The following is a 21,951-nucleotide window of genomic DNA, read 5'->3' as shown; positions in this document are numbered from 1 at the left end:
GCGTAGGGGCCCTCTCGATGTCACTCCCCGGCTCGTGGAGAGGTAGGGTCGGAAGCGGTCGGGGACATCCCTATACAACTCGCCGGCGTCGAAAACCGGCGTACCTAACGAGGAGATCGGTTCGTGACGATCCGCGTAGGCATCAACGGCTTCGGCCGCATCGGTCGCAACTACTTCCGCGCGCTGCTCGAGCAGGGTGCGGACATCGAGATCGTGGCTGTCAACGACCTGGGTGACACTGCGACCACGGCCCACCTGCTGAAGTACGACACCATCCTGGGCCGCCTCAAGGCAGAGGTCAGCCACACCGCCGACACCATCACCGTCGATGGTCACACCATCAAGGTGCTCTCCGAGCGCAACCCGGCCGACATCCCCTGGGGTGAGCTGGGCGTCGACATCGTCATCGAGTCGACCGGCATCTTCACCAAGAAGGCCGACGCCGAGAAGCACATCGCGGGCGGCGCCAAGAAGGTCCTCATCTCGGCTCCGGCCAAGGACGAGGACATCACCATCGTGATGGGCGTCAACCAGGACCAGTACGACGCGGCCAAGCACAACGTCATCTCCAACGCCTCCTGCACCACCAACTGTGTGGCGCCGATGGCCAAGGTTCTCGACGAGAACTTCGGCATCGTCAAGGGCCTGATGACGACGGTCCACGCGTACACCAACGACCAGCGCATCCTGGACTTCCCGCACTCGGACCTGCGTCGCGCCCGCGCCGCCGCCGAGAACATCATCCCGACCACCACCGGTGCCGCGAAGGCCACCGCCCTGGTCCTCCCGCAGCTCAAGGGCAAGCTCGACGGCATGGCGATGCGCGTCCCGGTCCCCACCGGCTCCGCCACCGACCTGGTCGTCACCCTCCAGCGCGAGGTCACCAAGGACGAGGTCAACGCCGCGTTCAAGAAGGCCTCCGACGACGGCGCCCTCAAGGGCTTCCTGACGTACACCGAGGACCCGATCGTCTCCTCGGACATCGTCGGCGACCCGTCGTCCTGCACCTTCGACGCCTCCCTGACCATGGTCCAGGAGGGCGACTCGGTGAAGATCCTCGGCTGGTACGACAACGAGTGGGGCTACTCCAACCGCCTCGTCGACCTCACGGTCTTCGTCGGCGAGCAGCTCTGATCCTCGGGTCGGCAGGCACAACGATGTGAGCTAGGGGCTCGACCGGCGCAACGACGCGCCGGTCGAGCCTCTTAGCATGTTCATCCGTCCTTGCAAGGAGTAACGGAAGACCAGATGAAGACGATCGACGAACTTCTCGCCGAAGGGGTCGCGGGCAAGCGGGTATTCGTCCGCGCCGACCTCAATGTGCCGCTCGACGGCACCACGATCACCGACGACGGCCGCATCCGCGCCGTCCTCCCGACGGTCGCCAAGCTCGCCGAGGCCGGCGCGCGCGTCGTCGTCGCCTCGCACCTCGGCCGCCCCAAGGGCGCCCCGGACCCGGCGTTCTCGCTGGCGCCCGCCGCCGCGCGCCTGGGCGAACTCCTCGGCGCCGACGTCGCCTTCGCCACCGACACGGTCGGCGAGTCCGCCCGCGCCACGGTCGCCGGCCTCGCCGACGGCCAGGTCGCCGTCATCGAGAACCTGCGCTTCAACCCTGGCGAGACCTCCAAGGACGACGCCGAGCGCGGCGCCTTCGCCGACCAGCTGGCCGAGCTCGCCGACGTCTACGTGGGCGACGGCTTCGGAGCCGTACACCGCAAGCACGCCTCGGTCTTCGACCTCCCGGCCCGGCTGCCGCACTACGCGGGCTACCTCATCGCCACCGAGGTCGGCGTCCTGAAGAAGCTCACCACCGACGTCCAGCGCCCGTACGCGGTCGTCCTCGGCGGCGCCAAGGTCTCCGACAAGCTCGGCGTCATCGACCACCTGCTGGAGCGGGCCGACCGCATCCTCATCGGCGGCGGCATGGCGTACACCTTCCTCAAGGCCAAGGGCTACGAGGTCGGCAGCTCGCTGCTCCAGGAGGACCAGATCCCCGCCGTGCGGGAGTACCTGCGCCGGGCCGAGGAGAAGGGCGTGGAGTTCGTCCTCCCCGTCGACGTCGTCGTCGCCCCCGCCTTCCCCGACCTGAAGACCAAGGCCCCGGCCCACCCCACCACCGTCGCCGCCGACGCCATGCCGGCCGGCCAGATGGGGCTGGACAACGGGCCCGAGACCAACAAGCTCTACGCATCGAAGCTCGCCGACGCGGCCACCGTCTTCTGGAACGGCCCGATGGGCGTCTTCGAGCACCCCGACTTCGCCGACGGCACCCGCGCGGTCGCCCAGGCGCTCGTCGACTCCCCGGCCTTCAGCGTCGTCGGCGGTGGCGACTCCGCCGCGGCCGTCCGCATCCTGGGCTTCGACGAGAATGCTTTCGGACATATTTCGACCGGTGGCGGCGCGAGCCTCGAATACCTCGAGGGCAAGACGCTTCCCGGGCTCGCCGCACTGGAGGACTGACCTTTCATGACCACCCGCACCCCGCTGATGGCGGGCAACTGGAAGATGAACCTCAACCACCTCGAGGCCATCGCCCACGTCCAGAAGCTCTCCTTCGCGCTGACCGACAAGGACTACGAGGACGTCGAGGTCGCCGTCCTGGCGCCCTTCACCGACCTGCGCTCCGTGCAGACCCTCGTCGACGGCGACAAGCTGAAGATCAAGTACGGCGCCCAGGACATCTCGGCGCACGACTCCGGCGCGTACACCGGTGAGATCTCCGGCCCCATGCTCGCCAAGCTGCGCTGCACCTACGTGGCCGTCGGCCACAGCGAGCGCCGCCAGTACCACGGCGAGAGCGACGAGATCTGCAACGCGAAGGTGAAGGCCGCCTTCAAGCACGGTCTGACCCCGATCCTCTGCGTCGGCGAGGGCCTGGACATCCGCAAGGCCGGTGACCAGGTCTCCTACACCCTCGCGCAGCTCGACGGCGCCCTGAAGGACATCCCGGCCGAGCAGGCCGAGACCATCGTCATCGCCTACGAGCCGGTCTGGGCCATCGGGACCGGCGAGGTCGCCACCCCCGAGGACGCCCAGGAGGTCTGCGGCGCGATCCGTGGCCGTCTTGCCGAGCTGTACTCGCAGGAGCTGGCCGACGCCGTCCGCATCCAGTACGGCGGCTCCGTCAAGTCCGGCAACGTCGCCGCCATCATGGCGCAGCCCGACGTCGACGGCGCCCTCATCGGCGGCGCCGCACTGGACGCCGACGAGTTCGTCAAGATCGTCCGCTTCCGCGACCAGTGAGTATGCGGTAGCGCCGATCCGTCGTACCCTTGCGGGGGCCGAGGGGGTGGTCACCCTCCGGCCCCCGCTGTACGTACAGGCAGTATTCGAGAAATCCGGAAAGTAGGGACCAGCCGTGATTCTGGCGTTCCAGATCGCCCTGATCGTCTTCAGCCTGCTGCTGATGCTGCTGGTGCTCATGCACAAGGGCAAGGGCGGCGGCCTCTCCGACATGTTCGGTGGCGGAATGCAGTCCTCCGTCGGTGGCTCCTCGGTCGCCGAGCGTAACCTCGACCGGATCACCGTGGTGGTAGGTCTGGTCTGGTTCGCCTGCATCGTCGTCCTCGGTCTGCTCATCAAGCTCGACTGAACGACCCGTTCCGCGATTCCGGTAACGGTGTAACTCCTTCCACTGGACGCACGTTGGGCCTTACGTAGACTGAGGCATCCTTCGAGCACCATCACGCAGGGAGTTACGACCGTGGCAAGTGGCAACGCGATCCGGGGAAGCCGGGTCGGAGCGGGGCCGATGGGGGAGGCCGAGCGGGGCGAGTCGGCGCCGCGCCTCCGCATCTCCTTCTGGTGCTCGAACGGGCACGAGACGCAGCCGAGCTTCGCCCATGACGCGCAGGTGCCGGACACCTGGGACTGCCCGCGCTGCGGCTTCCCGGCCGGCCAGGACAAGGACAGCCCGCCCGACCCGCCCCGCACCGAGCCGTACAAGACGCACCTCGCGTACGTACGCGAGCGGCGCAGCGACGAGGACGGCGAGGCGATCCTCGCCGAGGCACTGGCCAAACTCCGCGGCGAGATCTGACCATCTCCCCGCACAGCTCCACGGAAACCCCAGTCGTTCACCGGCCGGACACCCCACGGGTGTCCGGCCGTATCGCGTTCCCGCGCCACTGTCCCGCTCCACGCCGTCGGCCTCCACGATCAATTAGGTTGGAGGGGCAGCGGGGATGCTGATGACGAGTAAGAAGTGGGCTGATATCCCGGATGAACGCAGCAAGCCGAACCAAGCTCAACCAGACACCCGAGTGGACGGCTCTCGCCAAGCACCGTGAGGAGCTCGGCGCACCCCGGCTGCGCGAGCTGTTCGCGCGGCAGCCGGAGCGGGGCACCGCCTACACTCTGCGGGTCGGCGACCTCCACCTCGACTACTCCAAGCACCTGGTCACCGACGAGACGCTGCGCCTGCTGCGCGAGCTCGCCGCCGCCACCGGCGTCGCGGAGCTGCGGGACGCGATGTTCCGCGGCGAGAAGATCAACACCACCGAGGACCGGGCGGTCCTGCACACCGCGCTCCGTGCCCCGCGCGACGCGGTCATCGAGGTCGACGGAGAGAACGTCGTGCCCGCGGTGCACGCCGTCCTGGACAAGATGGCCGCCTTCGCCGACCAGGTCCGCTCCGGGCAGTGGACCGGCCACACCGGCAAGCCCGTCAAGAACATCGTCAACATCGGCATCGGCGGCTCCGACCTCGGCCCCGCCATGGCGTACGAGGTGCTGCGCTCCTTCACGGACCGCGACCTCACCCTCCGCTTCGTCTCCAACGTCGACGGCGCCGACCTCCACGAGGCCGTCCGCGACCTCGACCCGGCCGAGACGCTGTTCGTCATCGCCTCGAAGACGTTCACGACGATCGAGACCATCACCAACGCCACCTCCGCCCGGGACTGGCTGCTGACCGAGCTGAGGGCCGGTCAGGACGCGGTCGCGAAGCACTTCGTGGCGCTGTCGACCAACGCCGAGAAGGTCGAAGAGTTCGGCATCGACACGGCCAACATGTTCGAGTTCTGGGACTGGGTCGGCGGCCGCTACAGCTACGACTCCGCGATCGGCCTCTCGCTGATGGTCGCCATCGGCCCGGACCGCTTCCGCGAGATGCTCGACGGTTTCCACCTCGTCGACGAGCACTTCCGCACCGCCCCCGCCGAGGAGAACGCCCCGCTCCTGCTGGGCCTCCTCGGCGTCTGGTACGGCAACTTCTTCGACGCCCAGTCGCACGCGGTGCTGCCCTACAGCCACTACCTGTCCAAGTTCACCGCGTACCTCCAGCAGCTCGACATGGAGTCCAACGGCAAGTCCGTCGACCGCGAGGGCGACCGCGTCGACTGGCAGACCGGCCCGGTCGTCTGGGGCACGCCCGGCACCAACGGGCAGCACGCCTACTACCAGTTGATCCACCAGGGCACCAAGCTCGTCCCGGCGGACTTCATCGGCTTCGCCGCCCCGGTCCACGACCTGCTGCCCGGGCTGATCGCCCAGCACGACCTGCTGATGGCCAACTTCTTCGCCCAGACCCAGGCTCTCGCCTTCGGCAAGACGCCCGAGGAGGTCCGCGCGGAGGGCGTACCCGAGGAGCTGGTCCCGCACAAGACGTTCCGGGGCAACCACCCCACGACGACGATCCTCGCCGACAAGCTGACCCCCTCGGTCCTCGGCCAGCTCATCGCGCTGTACGAGCACAAGGTCTTCGTCCAGGGCGCCATCTGGAACATCGACTCCTTCGACCAGTGGGGCGTCGAGCTCGGCAAGGTCCTCGCCAAGAAGATCGAACCGCTGCTGACCGGTGACGGCGGCGCGGACGCCGGGCAGCTCGACAGCTCCACCGCCGCCCTGGTCGACGCCTACCGCACCCTGCGGGGGCGCTGAGCCGATGCCGCAGGGGGAGGGGGAGACGGTCCGGCTGCGGCCGCCGCGCAACACGCTGAACGAGCGCGCCGTCGGCTGGTGGCGGGCCCAGTGGCTGCTGCTGACCGCCGCGCCCGTCGTGCCGCTCGCGGTGCTGGGCGCGCTGATCGGGCCGGCCCGTTTCTGGCTGCTGCTGACCGCCGCGGTCCTGGCCGCGGCGGGCACGGCGACCGCCGTCCTCTTCCCCCTGTGGTGGTTCCGTACGCACCGCTGGGAGGTCACCGAGGACGCGGTGTACGTCCTCACCGGCTACTTCTGGCAGGAGTGGCGGATCGCCCCGATGTCCCGGATCCAGACCGTGGACACCGTACGGGGCCCGCTGGAGCAGCTCTTCCGGCTCGCCACCGTCACGGTCACCACCGCCTCCGCCAAGGGCGCGGTACGGATCGCCGGCCTGGACCACGAGGTCGCCGCCGACCTGGCCGAGCGGCTCACCCGCATCACCCGCGACACCCCCGGCGACGCCACATGAGCACCGTCGCCCCGCCCGCCGACTGGCGCCGCCTCGACCCCCGTACGGTCCTGGTCACCGCGCTCGTCGTGGCGGGGGTCGTCGCGGGCGCCGCCGTCCCCCTCACGCTCGGGCTCACCCGCTGGTCCAGCCTCCCCGTCGCCGTGCTCCAGGTGCTCGCCGGAGCCGTCCTGGTCATCGGGGTCGCGGCGGGCGCCGACCGGGTCCGCTGGCACCGCACCCGCTACCGCATCGGCCAGGAGCACGTCGACCTCCACACCGGCCTCCTCCTCGTCAAGCGCCGCTCCCTGGCCCGCGACCGCATCCGTACGGTCGACCTCACCGCCAACCCGATGCTCCGCCTCCTCGGCCTGGTCACCGTCAGGATCGGCACCGGCGAACAGGGCTCCGAGTCCACCCTCGAACTGGACCCGGTCACCCGCGCCGAGGGCGAACGGCTGCGCCGCCTCCTCCTGGACCGCGCCGCCACCGCGCCGACAGGCGTCCACCACGAGGGCGAACTGGCCGTCCTGGACCCGCACTGGATCCGTTACGCCCCGGTCTCCTTCGTCGCCCCCATGCTCGGCGGGGCCGCCGCCGGGGCCGTGATGCAGGTCAGCGACTGGGTCGGGGCCCAGGGCGACGTCATCGAGTGGGTCGGCGACCGCTTCCGGGACACCCCGCTGCTCTGGATGATCGTCGTCCTGGTCCTGGCCGCCCTGGTCGCGGGTGTCGTCGGGGCGCTCGGCCTCTGGATCGAGATGTGGTGGAACTACCGCCTGGAGCGCGAACCGGGCGGCACGCTGCGGGTGCGGCGCGGGCTCTTCACCTCCCGGTCCATCTCCGTCGAGGAGGCCCGGCTGCGCGGCGTCGACCTGGTCGAGCCGCTGGGCGTCCGGCTGCTCGGCGCGGCCCGCCTCGACGCCATCACCACCGGCCTGGCCAAGGACCACGAGGCCAGGAACGCCGACCACAACACCCTGCTCCCGGCCGCGCCCCGGACCCGGGCCGACACCGTCGCCGCCGACGTCCTGCGCGAGACGGACACCCCGACCGGCACGGCGCTCACCCCGCACCCCCGCGCCGCCCGGGCCCGCCGACTGCGCTGGTCGCTCGCCGCCGCCCTCGCTCCGGTCCTGCTCCTCACCCTCCTCGGGGCGCTCCTCACCCCCGTACTGCTGTGGATCGCGCTCGGCTGCGCGGTGGTGGCCGTCCCCGTGGCGGTGGCGCTCGCCCTGGACGCGTACCGGGGCCTCGGCCACGCGCTCTCCGGCCGCTATCTGGTCACCCGCTCCGGTACGCTCCGCCGCTCCACGGCAGCGCTGGAACGGGCCGGGGTGATCGGCTGGACGGTCAAGCAGTCCTTCTTCCAGCGCCGGGCCGGCCTGCTGAGCGTCACGGCCACCACGGCAGCCGGGGGCGGCGCGTACACGGCGTACGACACCGACGCGTCCGAGGGCCTGACCTTCGCCGCCGAGGCGGTCCCGGGGCTGCTGGAACCCTTCCTGGAGCGTTCCCGGAAGGACGTCTGAGGCCGGTCAGCCACAGAGCGCTCCCGGAAGGACGCCTGAGGCCCGTCAGCCCCCGTGCGTCGTGTCGATGACGCAGAAGCGGTTGCCCTCGGGGTCGGCGAGCACCACGAAGTCCGGGTCCGGCGGATAGAGCTCCCACGCGACCCTGGTCGCCCCGAGCCCGATCAGCCGCTCCACCTCCGCCTCCTGCTCGTCCGAGTAGAGGTCCAGGTGGACCCGGGGGACCTCCTGGACGGGGGAGGTGGAGCGCCCCAACGCCACGCCGACGCCGGGCCCTTCGACCGGGACCAGCACCACCCAGTCGTCCGTCCCGGGCTCACGCTCGGTGTACGTGAGCGCGGCCTTCCAGAAGGCGGCGGCCCTGCTCACGTCGGTCGCGCCCATCACCACGGTTCCGATATGCACCATGGGGGCGAGCCTTTCACGCCGAAGGCCCGGACCGCTCAGGAAAAAAGCGGGCCGGGCCTTCGAGGGTGTCAACGCTCAGGCAGAGGCCGGAGGGTAGAGCGCGCGCGGCAGTTGCGAGGCCGCCGCCGCGTCCAGCAGCCACAGCGTGCGGCTGCGGCCGTACGCGCCCGCCGCCGGGGCCTGGATCTCCCCGGCCCCGGACAGCGCGATGGCCGCCGCCTCCGCCTTGTCCTCACCCGCCGCCAGCAGCCACACCTCACGCGCCGCGCGGATCGCGGGCAGCGTGAGCGAGACCCGGACCGGCGGCGGCTTGGGCGCCCCGTGCACACCGACGACGGTGCGCTCGGTCTCCCGTACCGCGGGCAGCTCCGGGAAGAGCGAGGCCACATGCGTGTCCGGGCCGACGCCCAGCATCAGCACGTCGAACGTGGGCACCGGGCCGTGGTCCTCGGGCCCCGCGGCGGCGGCCAGTTCACCGGCGTAACCGGCCGCCGCGGCATCCGCGTCGTCGCCGTACGGCCCGTCGGACGCGGGCATCGCGTGCACCCGGGCCGGGTCCAGCGGCACCGCGTCGAGCAGCGCCTCGCGGGCCTGGGTGACATTGCGCTCCGGGTCGCCCTCGGGCAGGAACCGCTCGTCGCCCCACCACAGGTCCAGGCGCGACCAGTCGACCGCGTCCCGGGCGGGCGCGGCGGCGAGCGCGGCCAGCAGGCCGTTGCCGTTGCGCCCGCCGGTCAGCACCACCGAGGCGTGGCCCCGGGAGGCCTGGGCGTCCACGATCTTCGTGATCAGCCGGGCCGCCGCGGCCTGGGCCATGAGCTCCTTGTCGCGGTGGACGACCAGTTGGGGAGGCGTCACTTGGAGGCCGCCTTCTTGGCCGGGGCCTTCTTCGCGGCGGGAGCCTTGGCCCCGGCGGCCTTGTCCGCCTTGTCCGCGGCGCTGTCGATCGGCTTGGCCGTGACCTCGCCGCCCGAGTGCAGCTTGTCGACGCCGAACTTCACCGCCGAGGCGTAGGTGTTGTCCGGGTCGAGCCGGCGCAGCTCCTCCGCCAGCAGCTCGGCGGTGTCCCGGCGCTTGAGCGCCACCGCGCGGTCGGGCTGGTTCTGCATGGAGAGCGTGGCCAGCGAACCGTCGGCCCGGTCCAGGACGATGACGCCGTTCTTCGTCTCCATCCGGACCGCGGTGAGACCGGGGCCCTGGGAGAGCGTGCGCTCCACCGGGACACCGAGCCGGTCCGCGAGCCACATGGCCAGCAGTTCGCAGCTCGGGTTGTCGCTCTCGCCCTCGACGGTCGCGGCGATCACCTCGGCCGGCTGCTGGTCCAGCGCGGCGGCCAGCATCGAGCGCCACGGCGTGATCCGGGTCCAGGCCAGATCGGTGTCGCCGGGGCTGTACGTCGCGGCCCGCACCGCCAGCTCGTCGAGCGGCAGCTCCGCCGAGTAGGTGTCGGTGATCCGGCGCTGGGCCAGCGCCCCGAGCGGGTCCTTCGCCGGGTCGGCGGGGGCGTCCTCGGGCCACCACACCACGACCGGGGCGTCCGGCAGCAGCAGCGGCAGGACCACCGACTGGGCGTGGTTGGCCAGCTCGCCGTGGAGGCGCAGGACGACGGTCTCGCCGGTGCCCGCGTCGGAACCGACCCGAACCTCGGCGTCGAGGCGGGCGTCCCGGCGGGCCCGCGGCGAGCGGCTGACCCGCTTGATCACCGCGATGATCCGCGAGGGGTGCTCGCGCGAGGCGTCACCGGCCGACTTGAGCGCGTCGTACGCGTTCTCCTCGTCGGTGACGATGACCAGCGTGAGCACCATGCCGATGGCGGGGGTGCCGATCGCCCGGCGGGCCGAGACCAGCGCCTGGTTGATCTTGCTGGACGTGGTTTCCGTGAGATCGATCTTCATGGCCGCCTCCAGCTCCGTCCGTCACGTGCGAGCATCTCGTCGGCCTCGGCCGGACCCCAGGTGCCGGCCGCGTACTTCGCGGGCTTGCCGTGCTTGTCCCAGTACTCCTCGATCGGGTCGAGGATGGTCCAGGAGAGTTCGACCTCCTGGTGGCGGGGGAAGAGGTTGGCGTCGCCGAGCAGGACGTCCAGGAGGAGCCGCTCGTACGCCTCCGGGCTGGACTCCGTGAACGACTCGCCGTACGCGAAGTCCATCGTGACGTCCCGGACCTCCATCGAGGTGCCGGGCACCTTGGAGCCGAAGCGCACGGTGACGCCCTCGTCGGGCTGGACCCGGATGACCAGTGCGTTGCCGCCCAGCTCCTCGGTCGCGCTCGACTCGAAGGGGAGGTACGGCGCGCGCTTGAAGACGACCGCGATCTCCGTGACCCGGCGGCCGAGCCGCTTCCCGGTCCGGAGGTAGAACGGCACGCCCGCCCAGCGGCGGTTGTTGATCGTCAGCTTGATCGCCGCGTAGGTGTCGGTCGTCGACTTGGGGTCGATGCCGTCCTCCTCGCAGTAGCCGAGAACCTCCTGGCCGCCCTGCCAGGCGTGCTCGTACTGGGCGCGCACCGTGTGCAGACCGAGGTCCTCGGGCAGCTCGACGGCGGTGAGCACCTTCAGCTTCTCGGCGACCAGGGCCTTCGGGTGGAAGGAGCCTGGCTCCTCCATCGCGGTCAGCGCCAGCAGCTGGAGCAGGTGGTTCTGGATGACGTCACGGGCGGCGCCGATGCCGTCGTAGTAGCCGGCCCGGCCGCCGATGCCGATGTCCTCGGCCATCGTGATCTGTACGTGGTCGACGTAGGACCGGTTCCAGATCGGCTCCCACATCGTGTTGGCGAACCGCAGCGCCAGGATGTTCTGGACCGTCTCCTTCCCCAGGTAGTGGTCGATCCGGAAGACCTCGTTGGGCGGGAAGACGTCGTGCACGAGCTGGTTGAGCTCCTGCGCGCTGGCCAGGTCGTGACCGAACGGCTTCTCGATGACGGCACGCCGCCAGGAGCCCTCCTTCTGGTCGGCCAGGCCGTGCTTCTTCAGCTGCTGGACGACCTTGGGGAAGAACTTCGGCGGCACGGAGAGGTAGAAGGCGAAGTTGCCGCCCGTCCCCTGCGCCTTGTCCAGCTCCTCGATGGTCGCCTTCAGCGTCTCGAACGCCTCGTCGTCGTCGAAGTTGCCCTGGACGAAGCGCATCCCCTGGATGAGCTGCTGCCAGACCTCCTCACGGAACGGCGTACGGGCGTGCTCCTTGACGGCGTCGTGGACGACCTGGGCGAAGTCCTCGTCCTCCCAGTCGCGGCGCGCGAAGCCGATGAGCGAGAAGCCCGGCGGCAGCAGACCGCGATTGGCCAGGTCGTAGACGGCAGGCATCAGCTTTTTACGGGACAAATCGCCCGTGACGCCAAAGATGACCAGGCCCGACGGCCCCGCGATACGCGGGAGCCGTCGGTCCTGTGCGTCACGGAGCGGGTTGGCTCCGGGAACAGCAGACAAAGTGGTCAGCCCTCCGAGGGGGCGAGGCGCGAAAGCTCCGCCTCGGTCGACTTGAGCAGGTCGTTCCAGGACGCCTCGAACTTCTCGACGCCCTCGTCCTCCAGCACCTGTACGACGTCGTCGTAGGAGATGCCGAGCTTCTTGACGGCGTCCAGGTCCGCACGCGCCTGGTCGTAGCCGCCGGTGACGGTGTCGCCGGTGATCTCGCCGTGGTCGGCCACCGCGTCCAGGGTCGCCTCCGGCATGGTGTTCACCGTGTTCGGCGCCACCAGCTCGTCGACGTACAGCGTGTCCTTCAGCGACGGGTCCTTGACACCGGTCGAGGCCCACAGCGGACGCTGCTTGTTGGCCCGCGCCTTGTCCAGGGCCGCCCAGCGGTCGGAGGAGAAGACCTCCTCGTACGCCTCGTAGGCCAGGCGCGCGTTGGCCAGAGCGGACTTGCCCTTGGCGGCCTTCGCCTCGTCGGAGCCGATCGCGTCCAGCCGCTTGTCGATCTCGGTGTCCACACGGGACACGAAGAACGACGCCACCGAGTGGATCTTGGAGAGGTCCAGGCCCGCGGCCTTCGCCTTCTCCAGGCCCGCCAGGTAGGCGTCCATGACCGCGCGGTAGCGCTCCAGCGAGAAGATCAGCGTCACATTGACGCTGATGCCCCGGCCGATGACCTCGGTGATCGCCGGGAGGCCCGCCTTGGTGGCCGGGATCTTGATGAGCGTGTTCGGCCGGTCGACCAGCCAGGCCAGCTGCTTGGCCTCGGCGACGGTGGCCACGGTGTTGTGCGCCAGGCGCGGGTCCACCTCGATGGAGACCCGGCCGTCCTGGCCGCCGGTGGCGTCGAAGACCGGGCGCAGGATGTCGGCGGCGTCGCGGACGTCCGCCGTCGTGATCATGCGCAGGGCTTCCTCGACGGTGACCTTGCGGGCGGCGAGGTCGGTGAGCTGCTGCTCGTAACCGTCGCCCGAGGAGATCGCCTTCTGGAAGATCGACGGGTTGGTGGTGACGCCGACGACATGGCTCTGGTCGATCAGCTCGGCCAGGTTGCCGGACGTGATCCGCTTGCGCGACAGGTCGTCGAGCCAGATCGCCACGCCCTCGTCGGAGAGGCGCTTGAGTGCGTCTGTCATGAGTTGCATCTCCTACTAGTGGTATCTACCGGCGTCAGCGCGCTGCGGCTTCGAGGGATTCCCGGGCGGCGGCGGCCACGTGCTCGGGCGTGAAGCCGAACTCGCGGAACAGCACCTTCGCGTCCGCCGAGGCCCCGAAGTGCTCCAGCGAGACGATCCGGCCGGCGTCGCCCACGTACCGGTACCAGGTCAGGCCGATGCCCGCCTCGACGGCGACGCGTGCCTTCACCGACGGCGGCAGCACGCTGTCCTTGTACGCCTGGTCCTGCTCCTCGAACCACTCGACGGACGGCATCGAGACCACCCGGGTCGGCACACCGGCCGCCTGGAGCTGCTCGCGCGCCTCGACGGCCACGTGCACCTCGGAACCGGTCGCGATGAGCAGCACCTGCGGCTCGCCGCCTTCTGCCTCGAAGAGGACGTAACCGCCCTTGGCCGCGTCCTCGTTCGCCTCGTACGTCGGCACACCCTGGCGGGTCAGCGCCAGACCGTGCGGGGTGCCCTTGCCGAACACCTTGGTGTAGCGGCGCAGGATCTCGCGCCAGGCGATGGCGGTCTCGTTGGCGTCGGCCGGGCGCACGATGTTCAGGCCCGGGATGGCGCGCAGCGAGGCCAGGTGCTCGACCGGCTGGTGGGTCGGGCCGTCCTCGCCGAGACCGATCGAGTCGTGCGTCCACACGTACGTCACCGGCAGGTGCATCAGCGCGGAGAGCCGCACCGCGTTGCGCATGTAGTCGGAGAACACCAGGAAGGTGCCGCCGTAGATGCGGGTGTTGCCGTGCAGCGCGATGCCGTTCATGGCGGCGGCCATCGCGTGCTCGCGGATGCCGAAGTGGATCGTCCGGCCGTACGGGTCGGCCTCCGGCAGCGGGTTGCCCGCCGGGAGGAACGACGACGTCTTGTCGATCGTCGTGTTGTTCGAGCCCGCGAGGTCGGCGGAGCCGCCCCACAGCTCGGGCACGATCTCGCCCAGCGCCTGGAGCACCTTGCCGGACGCGGCACGCGTGGCCAGGCCCTTGCCGGGCTCGAAGACCGGGAGCTTCTCCTCCCAGCCCTCGGGCAGCTCGCCCGCGGCGATCCGGTCGAAGGAGGCGGCGCGCTCCGGGTTGGCCGTGCGCCACGCGGCGAACGACTTGTCCCACTCGGCACGGGCCTCGCGGCCGCGGTCCAGGGCCTCACGGGTGTGGCCGATGACCTCGTCGGAGACCTCGAAGGTCTGCTCCGGGTCGAAGCCGAGGACCCGCTTGGTCGCCGCGACCTCGTCGTCGCCGAGCGCCGAGCCGTGCGCGGCCTCGGTGTTCTGCGCGTTCGGGGCGGGCCAGGCGATGATCGAGCGGGCCGCGATGAACGAGGGGCGCTCGGTCTCGGCCTTGGCCGCCTGGAGCGCCGCGTACAGACCCGCCGGGTCCAGGTCGCCGTTGGGCAGCTGGTCGACACGCTGCACGTGCCAGCCGTACGCCTCGTACCGCTTGATGGTGTCCTCGGAGACCGCGGTCTCCGTGTCACCCTCGATGGAGATGTGGTTGTCGTCCCAGAGCAGGACCAGGTTGCCCAGCTTCTGGTGCCCGGCCAGCGAGGACGCCTCGGCCGAGATGCCCTCCTGGAGGCAGCCGTCACCGGCGACGACCCACACCATGTGGTCGAACGGGGAGGTGCCGGGGGCCGCCTCGGGGTCGAACAGGCCGCGCTCGTAGCGGGCGGCCATCGCCATGCCCACGGCGTTGGCGACACCCTGGCCCAGCGGCCCGGTCGTCGTCTCGACACCGGTGGTGTGGCCGTACTCCGGGTGGCCCGGGGTCTTGGAGCCCCAGGTGCGGAAGGCCTTCAGGTCGTCCAGCTCCAGCCCGTAGCCGGCCAGGTAGAGCTGGATGTAGAGCGTCAGGCTGGAGTGGCCGGCGGAGAGGACGAACCGGTCGCGACCGGTCCACTCGGCGTCCGCGGGGTCGTGCCGCATCACCTTCTGGAACAGGGTGTACGCGGCAGGAGCCAGGCTCATCGCCGTGCCCGGGTGGCCGTTCCCGACTTTCTGTACGGCGTCCGCAGCGAGGACGCGGGCGGTGTCCACGGCCCGCTGGTCCACATCGGTCCACTGGAGGTCTGTGGTGGTCGGCTTGATGCTCACCCTGAGTCAGGGCTCCTCTCCACTGTTGTAAACCGGTGACCGTTACCGCACCGGGCGCTGTCGAGCCTACCCCCGTTGCCGGGCACAGTTTCCGAGCACTTTCCAGGGTGTGGGCGACCCGTGGAGTTCGCCTCCCGACGGAATGGACATCCGGCGAACAGTCACCCTCAACACGACCCCACCCCCGCGAAGGGCGGTGTATCCCCAACGTCTAGAGTGGTCGAGTTCGCGCAAGTCTTCACAAGGGCCGCTGAGCCCGGAGCTTGCTGGGATTTCTCTGTCAGGGGTGTGCGTGACGGCCGTCGAGTCCCGACCCGCAGGGGTCGCCTTGACTCCCAGCCCAGGGGGCCATCGCCCGTTCGGGGCCCGCGTCAAGGCATTCGTGGCGCTTACCAAGCCACGGATCATCGAGCTGTTGCTCATCACCACCGTTCCGGTGATGTTCCTCGCCGCCCAGGGCGTACCCGACCTGTGGCTCGTCCTCACGACCACCATCGGGGGATACCTCTCCGCGGGCGGCGCCAACGCGCTCAACATGTACATCGACCGGGACATCGACGCGCTGATGGACCGTACGTCCCAGCGTCCGCTGGTCACGGGCATGGTCAGCCCCCGCGAATGCCTGGCCTTCGGCATCGGCCTCGCGGTGTTCTCCACGCTCTGGTTCGGACTGCTCGTCAACTGGCTGTCGGCCGCCCTCGCGCTCGGCGCGCTGCTCTTCTACGTCGTCATCTACACGATGCTGCTGAAGCGCCGCACCTCCCAGAACATCGTCTGGGGCGGCATCGCGGGCTGCATGCCGGTCCTCATCGGCTGGTCGGCCGTGACGAACACGGTCTCCTGGGCCGCCGTCATCCTCTTCGCCGTCATCTTCTTCTGGACGCCGCCGCACTACTGGCCGCTGTCGATGAAGGTCAAGGACGACTACGCCCGGGTCGGCGTCCCGATGCTCCCGGTCGTCGCCACCAACCGGGTGGTCGCCAAGCAGATCGTCCTCTACAGCTGGGTGATGGTCGGGGTCTCGCTGCTGCTCACCCCGCTGGGCTACACCGGCTGGTTCTACACCGCGGTGGCGCTGCTCTCCGGCGGCGCCTGGCTCTGGGAGGCCCACGGCCTCCAGAACCGCGCCAAGGCCGGGGTGACCGGGGCCAAGCTCAAGGAGATGCGGCTCTTCCACTGGTCCATCACCTACGTCTCGCTCCTCTTCCTCGCCGTCGCGGTGGACCCCTTCCTCCGCTGACCCCCCGCTTCTTGTGTACGGGCGGGTCGCGTGGCACAAGCCACGTGACCCGCCCGTCGCCAGTTCATCTACCCGTCGGTAGCATCCTGTTCATGGCAGAGACGGCAGCAGACGCAGCGGACACCGAGCAGACCTCACGGACGGACGCCAGGAAGGCGGCGCGCGACGGGCGCAGGGCGGCGAAGCTCGCCCGCGAGATCGGCGCCTTCGCCAAGGAGCACGGCGGCGCGGAGGGACAGCTCGCCTACATCGGCCAGGCGGGCGCCCGCATCGTCCTGGTCGGCCAGGACGGCGCCTGGGGCGACCTCGTGGCCCCGACCTACGCGGTGGCCGAGAGCGCGGCGACGAAGTCCGGCATCACGATGCACGACGAGTTCGACGGCGAGTTCGCGCTCAAGGTCCGCACCGGCCCCTACGAGTGGTCCCGGATGGCCGGGATCCAGGTCGGCGGCCCCTCCAACGACAGCTGAGGCTTCCGTCCCGGACGGTGTCCCGTCCGGGGGAGCGTCCTGACACTCCCTCGGGCAACACCTGACCCGGGGCTCGCCCGTTGGGGCGTGGAGCACGAGTGATGGGCGGCGGCCCCCCGGCCCGCCGCCCATCACCCGTCGTACGTGTGTGTCTGTTCAGACGGCCGTCGCCGGTGCCGTCTCCGGCCGCTCGGCGGACGGGCCGGGCAGCGGGGCGGGTGCGTCGTCGCCGCGCTCGCGCATGCTCAGGACCAGGCGGATCACGGCGATCCACAGGATGGCCGAGCCGAACATATGGACGCCGACCAGGATCTCGGGGACGTCGCTGAAGTACTGCACGTACCCGATCGCGCCCTGGGCGAGCAGGACGAGCAGCAGGTCACGGGCGCGGGCCCGGGTGTCGGCGGGCGCGTCGACCACCCGCAGGGCCAGCCACATCGCGATGGCCAGGGCGCAGACCACCCAGGCGGCGATGGCGTGCACATGCGCGGCGACCGACCAGTCCCACGGCATGCGCGGTACGTCGCTGCTGTCGCCGGCGTGCTTGCCGGAACCGGTCACCGAGGTGCCCAGCACGATCAGGACGACCGTGGTCGCGAGGATCGCCCAGGACAGCCGGCGCACCGGCAGCGGGGCCCGGGGCCGCGGCGGGCCGTCGCCCTCGCCGACCCGCACCCAGGTGATCACGGTGACCGCGAGGAGCGCGTTGGCCAGCAGGAAGTGCCCGGCCACCGTCCACGGGTTGAGCCCCGCCCACACCGTGATCCCGCCGAGCACGGCGTTGCCCAGCACCACCCAGAACTGTGACCAGGCCAGCCGGGTCACCTTGCGGCGGCGCGGCTTCATCGAACTGACGGCGATGATCGCCCAGCCGACCGCGGCCGACAGCACATAGGTCAGCATCCGGTTGCCGAACTCGATCGCGCCGTGCAGCCCCTGCTCGGGCGTCGCGAACAGGCTGTCGTCGGTGCACTTGGGCCAGGTGTCGCAGCCGAGCCCCGAACCGGTGAGCCGGACGGCCCCGCCGGTGACGATGATGAAGACGCTCATCACGACGGCGGAGAGCGCGGCGCGCTTCACCACCTGGGTGGACGGCGTCCAGCGCTTGGCGATGAGGGAGATGGGGGTTTCCACGCGGACCATCGTAGGACGGGGCTTGTGCGCGTTTTCACGAGGGGGTGGTTCGTGGCGGCTTGCCCGTGAAGATCCCCGCCGCGCGCTACTCCCAGCGGAAGAACTTCGCCGCCGCGCCGAGCCCCAGCACCGCCCACACCGCGAGGATCCCGGCCTGGGTCCACGGCATCGACGCGCCGTGCTGGAGGACGTCGCGCAGCCCCTCCGAGAGCGCCGAGACGGGCAGCAGCCCCAGCGCCGACTGCACCGCGTCCGGGAACTTGTCCAGCGGCACGATGACCCCGCCGCCGACCAGCAGCAGCAGGAAGACCAGATTGGCGGCGGCGAGCGTCGCCTCCGCCTTCAGCGTTCCGGCCATCAGCAGCCCGAGCCCGGAGAACGCGGCGGTCCCGAGGACGAGGAGCAGCAGTACGGAGAGCGGGTTGCCCTCGGGCGACCAGCCGAGCGCGAAGGCGATCGCCGTCAGCAGCACGATCTGGAGCACCTCGGTGACCAGCACCGACAGCGTTTTCGCGGTCATCAGCGCCCAGCGGGGCAGCGGGGAGGCCCCGAGCCGCTTGAGGACTCCGTAACGGCGTTCGAAGCCGGTGGCGATGGCCTGGCCGGTGAAGGCGGTGGACATCACCGCGAGCGCCAGGATGCCCGGGGCCAGGAAGTCGACCGACGCGCCCGCGCCGGTGTCCACGATGTCGACCGCGCTGAACAGCACCAGCAGCAGCGTCGGGATGATCACCGTCAGCAGCAGCTGCTCGCCGTTGCGCAGCAGCATCCGGGTCTCCAGCGCGGTCTGCGCGGCGATCATCCGGGGGAGCGGGGCGGCGCCGGGGCGCGGGGTGTACGTACCGGCGCTCATGCGCGCAGCTCCTTGCCGGTCAGTTGCTTTCCGGTCAGTTCGAGGAAGACGTCCTCCAGGGTGTGCCGCTCGACCGCGATGCCGTCGGGCATCACGCCGTGCTGGGCGCACCAGGAGGTCACGGTGGCCAGCAGCTGCGGGCCGACGCTCCCGGTGATCCGGTACGTCCCCGGCAGCGGCTCGGCGGCCCCGCAGCCGTCGGGCAGCGCCTTGAGGAGGGAGCCGAGGTCGAGCCCCGGGCGGCCGGTGAAGCGCAGGGTGTTCTCCGCGCCACCCCGGCAGAGCTCCTCCGGGCTGCCCTGGGCGATGACCCGGCCCGCGTCGATGATCGCGACGTCGTCGGCGAGTGTTTCGGCCTCGTCCATGAAGTGGGTGGTCAGTACCACGGACACGCCGTCGGCGCGCAGCTCGCGGACCAGGTCCCAGGTGGACCGGCGGGCCTGCGGGTCGAGCCCGGCGGTCGGCTCGTCCAGGAAGACCAGCTCGGGCCGGCCCACGACCGCCAGGGCCAGCGAGAGCCGCTGCTGCTGGCCGCCGGAGAGCCGCCGGTAGGTGGTGCGGCCGCAGTCGCCGAGGCCGAGGCGCTCGATCAGGGCGTCCACGTCGAGGGGATGGGCGTGCAGCTTCGCCATGTGGCGGAGCATCTCGTCGGCGCGGGCGCCGGAGTACACGCCGCCGGACTGGAGCATCACCCCGACCCGCGGACGCAGCCGCTCCGCGTCGGCGACCGGGTCGAGCCCGAGGACGCGTACGGTGCCCGCGTCGGGGCGGCGGTAGCCCTCGCAGGTCTCGATGGTGGTGGTCTTCCCGGCGCCGTTCGGGCCGAGGACGGCGGTCACCGCGCCGGCCGCGACGACCAGATCGAGGCCGTTCACCGCGGTCTTCGCGCCGTACCGCTTCACCAGGCCGGTGACCTGTACGACGGGCTCGTTCTCCATGGCGGAACAGTCTAGGCAGGCACTTCGGGAGGCCCCGTCCCGGGGCCAGATTAGGTAACCCTAAGTGACGAACCACACCGTAGATCGTTTCGGACCGTGGTTGTCAGGGCCGAATGAATTACGCAACAATGGTGTTGTGAAATACGACGGACGGGCTCCTCAGGAGGAACTCGCGACCGGTGAGCGCTCGACGCGCAACCGGGTCGCGCGCTCCATCCTGGACCACGGCCCCTCCACCGTCGCGGACCTTGCCAAGCGTCTCGGCCTCACCCAGGCCGCCGTCCGCCGCCATCTGGACGCCCTCGTCACCGACGATGTCGTGGAAGCCCGTGAACAGCGGGTGTACGGGGCACGGACCCGCGGCAGGCCCGCCAAGGTCTTCGCCCTCACGGACTGCGGCCGGGACGCCTTCGACCAGTCCTACGACAAGCTGGCCGCCGACGCCCTGCGCTTCATCGCCGAATCCGGCGGGGACGAGGCGGTCATCGCCTTCGCCCGCGCCCGGATGGCCGCGATGGGCGAGGCGTACCGCGCGGCGGTCGAGGCCGCGGAGCCCGAAGGGCGCACCGAGGCCCTGGCCAAGGCCCTGTCCGCCGACGGGTACGCTGCTACGGCGCGAAGCGCGCCGGGCCCGCAGCAGGGCGAACAGCTGTGTCAGCACCACTGCCCGGTGGCGCATGTCGCCGAGCAGTTCCCACAGCTGTGCGAGGCGGAGACGGAATTCTTCTCCAGCCTCCTCGGGACCCATGTGCAGCGGCTGGCCACCCTCGCCCACGGCGACGGCGTGTGCACGACCTATGTGCCGCGCAGCGGCCACGCAGCACCCCCACAGACCACCCATTCAGCATCTGCAAGCACGGCCGGGAGGAACCCCGCATGACGCTCCCCACGGAGACTGCCCACCCTGAGCTCGAGGGTCTGGGTACGTACGAATTCGGCTGGGCCGACTCCGACGCGGCAGGCGCGGCGGCGAAGCGCGGTCTCTCCGAGGCTGTCGTCCGCGACATCTCGGAGAAGAAGAACGAGCCCGAGTGGATGCTGAAGCTGCGGCTCAAGGGCCTCAGGCTCTTCGACAAGAAGCCCATGCCCAGCTGGGGCTCGGACCTGTCGGGCATCGACTTCGACAACATCAAGTACTTCGTGCGCTCCACGGAGAAGCAGGCCGCCTCCTGGGAGGACCTGCCCGAGGACATCAAGAACACGTACGACAAGCTCGGCATCCCCGAGGCGGAGAAGCAGCGCCTCGTCGCCGGTGTCGCCGCGCAGTACGAGTCCGAGGTCGTCTACCACCAGATCCGCGAGGACCTGGAGGAGCAGGGCGTCATCTTCCTGGACACCGACACCGCGCTGAAGGAGCACCCGGAGCTCTTCAAGGAGTACTTCGGCACCGTCATCCCGGTCGGCGACAACAAGTTCGCCTCGCTGAACACGGCCGTGTGGTCCGGCGGCTCGTTCATCTACGTGCCCAAGGGCGTCCACGTGGACATCCCGCTCCAGGCCTACTTCCGTATCAACACGGAGAACATGGGTCAGTTCGAGCGGACGCTGATCATCGTCGACGAGGACGCCTACGTCCACTACGTCGAGGGCTGCACCGCCCCGATCTACTCCTCGGACTCGCTGCACAGCGCCGTGGTCGAGATCATCGTGAAGAAGGGCGGCCGCTGCCGCTACACGACCATCCAGAACTGGTCGAACAACGTCTACAACCTGGTCACCAAGCGGGCCGTGGCCTACGAGGGCGCGACCATGGAGTGGGTCGACGGCAACATCGGCTCCAAGGTCACCATGAAGTACCCGGCCGTCTACCTGATGGGCGAGCACGCCAAGGGCGAGACCCTGTCCATCGCCTTCGCGGGCGAGGGCCAGCACCAGGACGCCGGCGCCAAGATGGTCCACATGGCCCCGAACACCTCCTCGAACATCGTCTCCAAGTCGGTGGCGCGAGGCGGCGGCCGTACGTCCTACCGCGGACTGATCGAGATCGGCGAGGGCGCGCCGGGCGCGAAGTCCAACGTCCTCTGCGACGCTCTCCTCGTCGACACGATCTCCCGCTCGGACACCTACCCCTACGTCGACGTCCGCGAGGACGACGTGTCGATGGGCCACGAGGCGACCGTCTCCAAGGTCTCCGAGGACCAGCTCTTCTACCTCATGAGCCGCGGACTCACCGAGTTCGAGGCCATGGCGATGATCGTGCGCGGCTTCGTCGAGCCGATCGCCAAGGAGCTGCCCATGGAGTACGCCCTGGAGCTCAACCGGCTGATCGAGCTTCAGATGGAGGGTTCGGTCGGCTAGTCCTCGCATCCGAGGACGACCCGGGGCGGCCGTCCGCG

General features: G+C 70.3%; 21 protein-coding genes. 12 read left to right on the top strand and 9 right to left on the bottom strand.

Annotated features, from left to right (window positions below; all coding sequences use genetic code 11):
• Positions 1-123: 123 nt before the first annotated feature.
• The 8 genes from gap (at position 124) to A3Q37_RS09355 (ending at position 7,902) form a co-directional block, all read left to right on the top strand.
• Complete coding sequence (gene gap / locus A3Q37_RS09390; protein WP_065480686.1) at positions 124-1,134, top strand: type I glyceraldehyde-3-phosphate dehydrogenase; 1,011 nt, start codon at positions 124-126, stop codon at positions 1,132-1,134.
• Between the two features lie 114 nt (positions 1,135-1,248).
• Positions 1,249-2,460, top strand: coding sequence for a phosphoglycerate kinase (pgk, locus tag A3Q37_RS09385; protein WP_065480684.1), 1,212 nt, complete (start codon positions 1,249-1,251; stop codon positions 2,458-2,460).
• A gap of 6 nt (positions 2,461-2,466) precedes the next feature.
• Positions 2,467-3,243 (top strand): triose-phosphate isomerase, encoded by a 777-nt coding sequence (gene tpiA, locus A3Q37_RS09380; protein WP_065480682.1) that lies wholly within the window; start codon positions 2,467-2,469, stop codon positions 3,241-3,243.
• 115 nt (positions 3,244-3,358) lie between these two features.
• Entirely contained in the window at positions 3,359-3,592 is a 234-nt protein-coding gene (gene secG / locus A3Q37_RS09375) for a preprotein translocase subunit SecG (RefSeq protein WP_010061274.1), read from the top strand.
• A gap of 111 nt (positions 3,593-3,703) precedes the next feature.
• Positions 3,704-4,039, top strand: coding sequence for an RNA polymerase-binding protein RbpA (locus A3Q37_RS09370; RefSeq protein ID WP_073217477.1), 336 nt, complete (start codon positions 3,704-3,706; stop codon positions 4,037-4,039).
• 182 nt (positions 4,040-4,221) lie between these two features.
• The gene (gene pgi / locus A3Q37_RS09365) at positions 4,222-5,880 is read left to right on the top strand and encodes a glucose-6-phosphate isomerase (RefSeq protein ID WP_065480679.1); all 1,659 of its coding nucleotides are present in this window, start codon (positions 4,222-4,224) and stop codon (positions 5,878-5,880) included.
• A gap of 4 nt (positions 5,881-5,884) precedes the next feature.
• On the top strand, positions 5,885-6,391 hold the full coding sequence (locus tag A3Q37_RS09360) for a PH domain-containing protein (RefSeq protein ID WP_065480677.1): 507 nt from the start codon (positions 5,885-5,887) through the stop codon (positions 6,389-6,391).
• Positions 6,388-7,902 (top strand): PH domain-containing protein, encoded by a 1,515-nt coding sequence (locus tag A3Q37_RS09355; protein ID WP_065480674.1) that lies wholly within the window; start codon positions 6,388-6,390, stop codon positions 7,900-7,902. The genes A3Q37_RS09360 and A3Q37_RS09355 overlap by 4 nt, the downstream gene beginning before the upstream one ends.
• 45 nt (positions 7,903-7,947) lie before the next feature.
• Here A3Q37_RS09355 and A3Q37_RS09350 read toward each other — a convergent pair whose 3' ends face one another.
• The 6 genes from A3Q37_RS09350 to tkt form a co-directional block, all read right to left on the bottom strand.
• On the bottom strand, positions 7,948-8,310 hold the full coding sequence (locus tag A3Q37_RS09350; protein ID WP_065480671.1) for a VOC family protein: 363 nt from the start codon (positions 8,308-8,310) through the stop codon (positions 7,948-7,950).
• Between the two features lie 75 nt (positions 8,311-8,385).
• Entirely contained in the window at positions 8,386-9,168 is a 783-nt protein-coding gene (gene pgl, locus A3Q37_RS09345) for a 6-phosphogluconolactonase (RefSeq protein ID WP_065480667.1), read from the bottom strand.
• Complete coding sequence (gene opcA / locus A3Q37_RS09340; RefSeq protein ID WP_065480664.1) at positions 9,165-10,205, bottom strand: glucose-6-phosphate dehydrogenase assembly protein OpcA; 1,041 nt, start codon at positions 10,203-10,205, stop codon at positions 9,165-9,167. The genes pgl and opcA overlap by 4 nt, the downstream gene beginning before the upstream one ends.
• Positions 10,202-11,734 carry a glucose-6-phosphate dehydrogenase gene (gene zwf, locus A3Q37_RS09335; protein ID WP_032784434.1) on the bottom strand — a complete coding sequence of 511 codons (1,533 nt, stop codon included), beginning with the start codon at positions 11,732-11,734 and terminating at the stop codon, positions 10,202-10,204. Before zwf ends, opcA begins: the two co-directional genes overlap by 4 nt.
• 5 nt (positions 11,735-11,739) lie before the next feature.
• Positions 11,740-12,858, bottom strand: coding sequence for a transaldolase (gene tal / locus A3Q37_RS09330; RefSeq protein ID WP_065480661.1), 1,119 nt, complete (start codon positions 12,856-12,858; stop codon positions 11,740-11,742).
• A 34-nt stretch (positions 12,859-12,892) separates the two neighbouring features.
• Complete coding sequence (tkt, locus tag A3Q37_RS09325) at positions 12,893-14,980, bottom strand: transketolase (RefSeq protein ID WP_065480658.1); 2,088 nt, start codon at positions 14,978-14,980, stop codon at positions 12,893-12,895.
• Positions 14,981-15,266: 286 nt separating this feature from the next.
• On the opposite strand from tkt, the gene A3Q37_RS09320 reads away from it, so the two are divergent.
• The gene (locus A3Q37_RS09320) at positions 15,267-16,220 is read left to right on the top strand and encodes a heme o synthase (RefSeq protein ID WP_078566396.1); all 954 of its coding nucleotides are present in this window, start codon (positions 15,267-15,269) and stop codon (positions 16,218-16,220) included.
• A gap of 92 nt (positions 16,221-16,312) precedes the next feature.
• Positions 16,313-16,690, top strand: a complete 378-nt coding sequence (locus A3Q37_RS09315) for a hypothetical protein (protein ID WP_065480654.1) — start codon at positions 16,313-16,315, stop codon at positions 16,688-16,690.
• Positions 16,691-16,846: 156 nt separating this feature from the next.
• Here A3Q37_RS09315 and A3Q37_RS09310 read toward each other — a convergent pair whose 3' ends face one another.
• The 3 genes from A3Q37_RS09310 to A3Q37_RS09300 all read right to left on the bottom strand — a co-directional run bounded on the left by A3Q37_RS09310 (position 16,847) and on the right by A3Q37_RS09300 (position 19,615).
• Positions 16,847-17,833, bottom strand: coding sequence for a heme A synthase (locus A3Q37_RS09310; RefSeq protein ID WP_065480651.1), 987 nt, complete (start codon positions 17,831-17,833; stop codon positions 16,847-16,849).
• A gap of 76 nt (positions 17,834-17,909) precedes the next feature.
• Positions 17,910-18,677, bottom strand: coding sequence for an ABC transporter permease (locus A3Q37_RS09305; RefSeq protein WP_065480648.1), 768 nt, complete (start codon positions 18,675-18,677; stop codon positions 17,910-17,912).
• A complete protein-coding gene (locus A3Q37_RS09300) occupies positions 18,674-19,615 on the bottom strand; it encodes an ABC transporter ATP-binding protein (RefSeq protein ID WP_065480645.1) in 942 nt (313 codons plus the stop codon). Before A3Q37_RS09300 ends, A3Q37_RS09305 begins: the two co-directional genes overlap by 4 nt.
• A 136-nt stretch (positions 19,616-19,751) precedes the next feature.
• Here A3Q37_RS09300 and A3Q37_RS09295 point away from each other — a divergent pair, with 136 nt between their 5' ends.
• Both A3Q37_RS09295 and sufB read left to right on the top strand, forming a co-directional pair.
• Entirely contained in the window at positions 19,752-20,495 is a 744-nt protein-coding gene (locus tag A3Q37_RS09295) for a metalloregulator ArsR/SmtB family transcription factor (protein ID WP_065480635.1), read from the top strand.
• Positions 20,492-21,913, top strand: coding sequence for a Fe-S cluster assembly protein SufB (gene sufB, locus A3Q37_RS09290; protein ID WP_010070354.1), 1,422 nt, complete (start codon positions 20,492-20,494; stop codon positions 21,911-21,913). Before A3Q37_RS09295 ends, sufB begins: the two co-directional genes overlap by 4 nt.
• The last annotated feature ends 38 nt before the right edge of the window (positions 21,914-21,951 follow it).

It is taken from the genome of Streptomyces sp. PTY087I2 (genome assembly GCF_001687325.1).
Taxonomy (GTDB): Bacteria; Actinomycetota; Actinomycetes; order Streptomycetales; family Streptomycetaceae; genus Streptomyces.
This window is presented reverse-complemented; position numbering and strand designations above follow the sequence as displayed.

Bases quoted from the DNA above. Each gene is read 5' to 3' on its own strand.
- pgk (WP_065480684.1), top strand. From the start codon at position 1,249: ATGAAGACGATCGACGAACTTCTCGCCGAAGGGGTCGCGGGCAAGCGG.
- tpiA (WP_065480682.1), top strand. From the start codon at position 2,467: ATGACCACCCGCACCCCGCTGATGGCGGGCAACTGGAAGATGAACCTC.
- pgi (WP_065480679.1), top strand. From the start codon at position 4,222: ATGAACGCAGCAAGCCGAACCAAGCTCAACCAGACACCCGAGTGGACG.
- A3Q37_RS09360 (WP_065480677.1), top strand. From the start codon at position 5,885: ATGCCGCAGGGGGAGGGGGAGACGGTCCGGCTGCGGCCGCCGCGCAAC.
- A3Q37_RS09355 (WP_065480674.1), top strand. From the start codon at position 6,388: ATGAGCACCGTCGCCCCGCCCGCCGACTGGCGCCGCCTCGACCCCCGT.
- A3Q37_RS09350 (WP_065480671.1), bottom strand. From the start codon at position 8,310: ATGGTGCATATCGGAACCGTGGTGATGGGCGCGACCGACGTGAGCAGG.
- opcA (WP_065480664.1), bottom strand. From the start codon at position 10,205: ATGAAGATCGATCTCACGGAAACCACGTCCAGCAAGATCAACCAGGCG.
- tal (WP_065480661.1), bottom strand. From the start codon at position 12,858: ATGACAGACGCACTCAAGCGCCTCTCCGACGAGGGCGTGGCGATCTGG.
- A3Q37_RS09315 (WP_065480654.1), top strand. From the start codon at position 16,313: ATGGCAGAGACGGCAGCAGACGCAGCGGACACCGAGCAGACCTCACGG.
- A3Q37_RS09310 (WP_065480651.1), bottom strand. From the start codon at position 17,833: ATGGTCCGCGTGGAAACCCCCATCTCCCTCATCGCCAAGCGCTGGACG.
- A3Q37_RS09305 (WP_065480648.1), bottom strand. From the start codon at position 18,677: ATGAGCGCCGGTACGTACACCCCGCGCCCCGGCGCCGCCCCGCTCCCC.
- A3Q37_RS09300 (WP_065480645.1), bottom strand. From the start codon at position 19,615: ATGGAGAACGAGCCCGTCGTACAGGTCACCGGCCTGGTGAAGCGGTAC.
- sufB (WP_010070354.1), top strand. From the start codon at position 20,492: ATGACGCTCCCCACGGAGACTGCCCACCCTGAGCTCGAGGGTCTGGGT.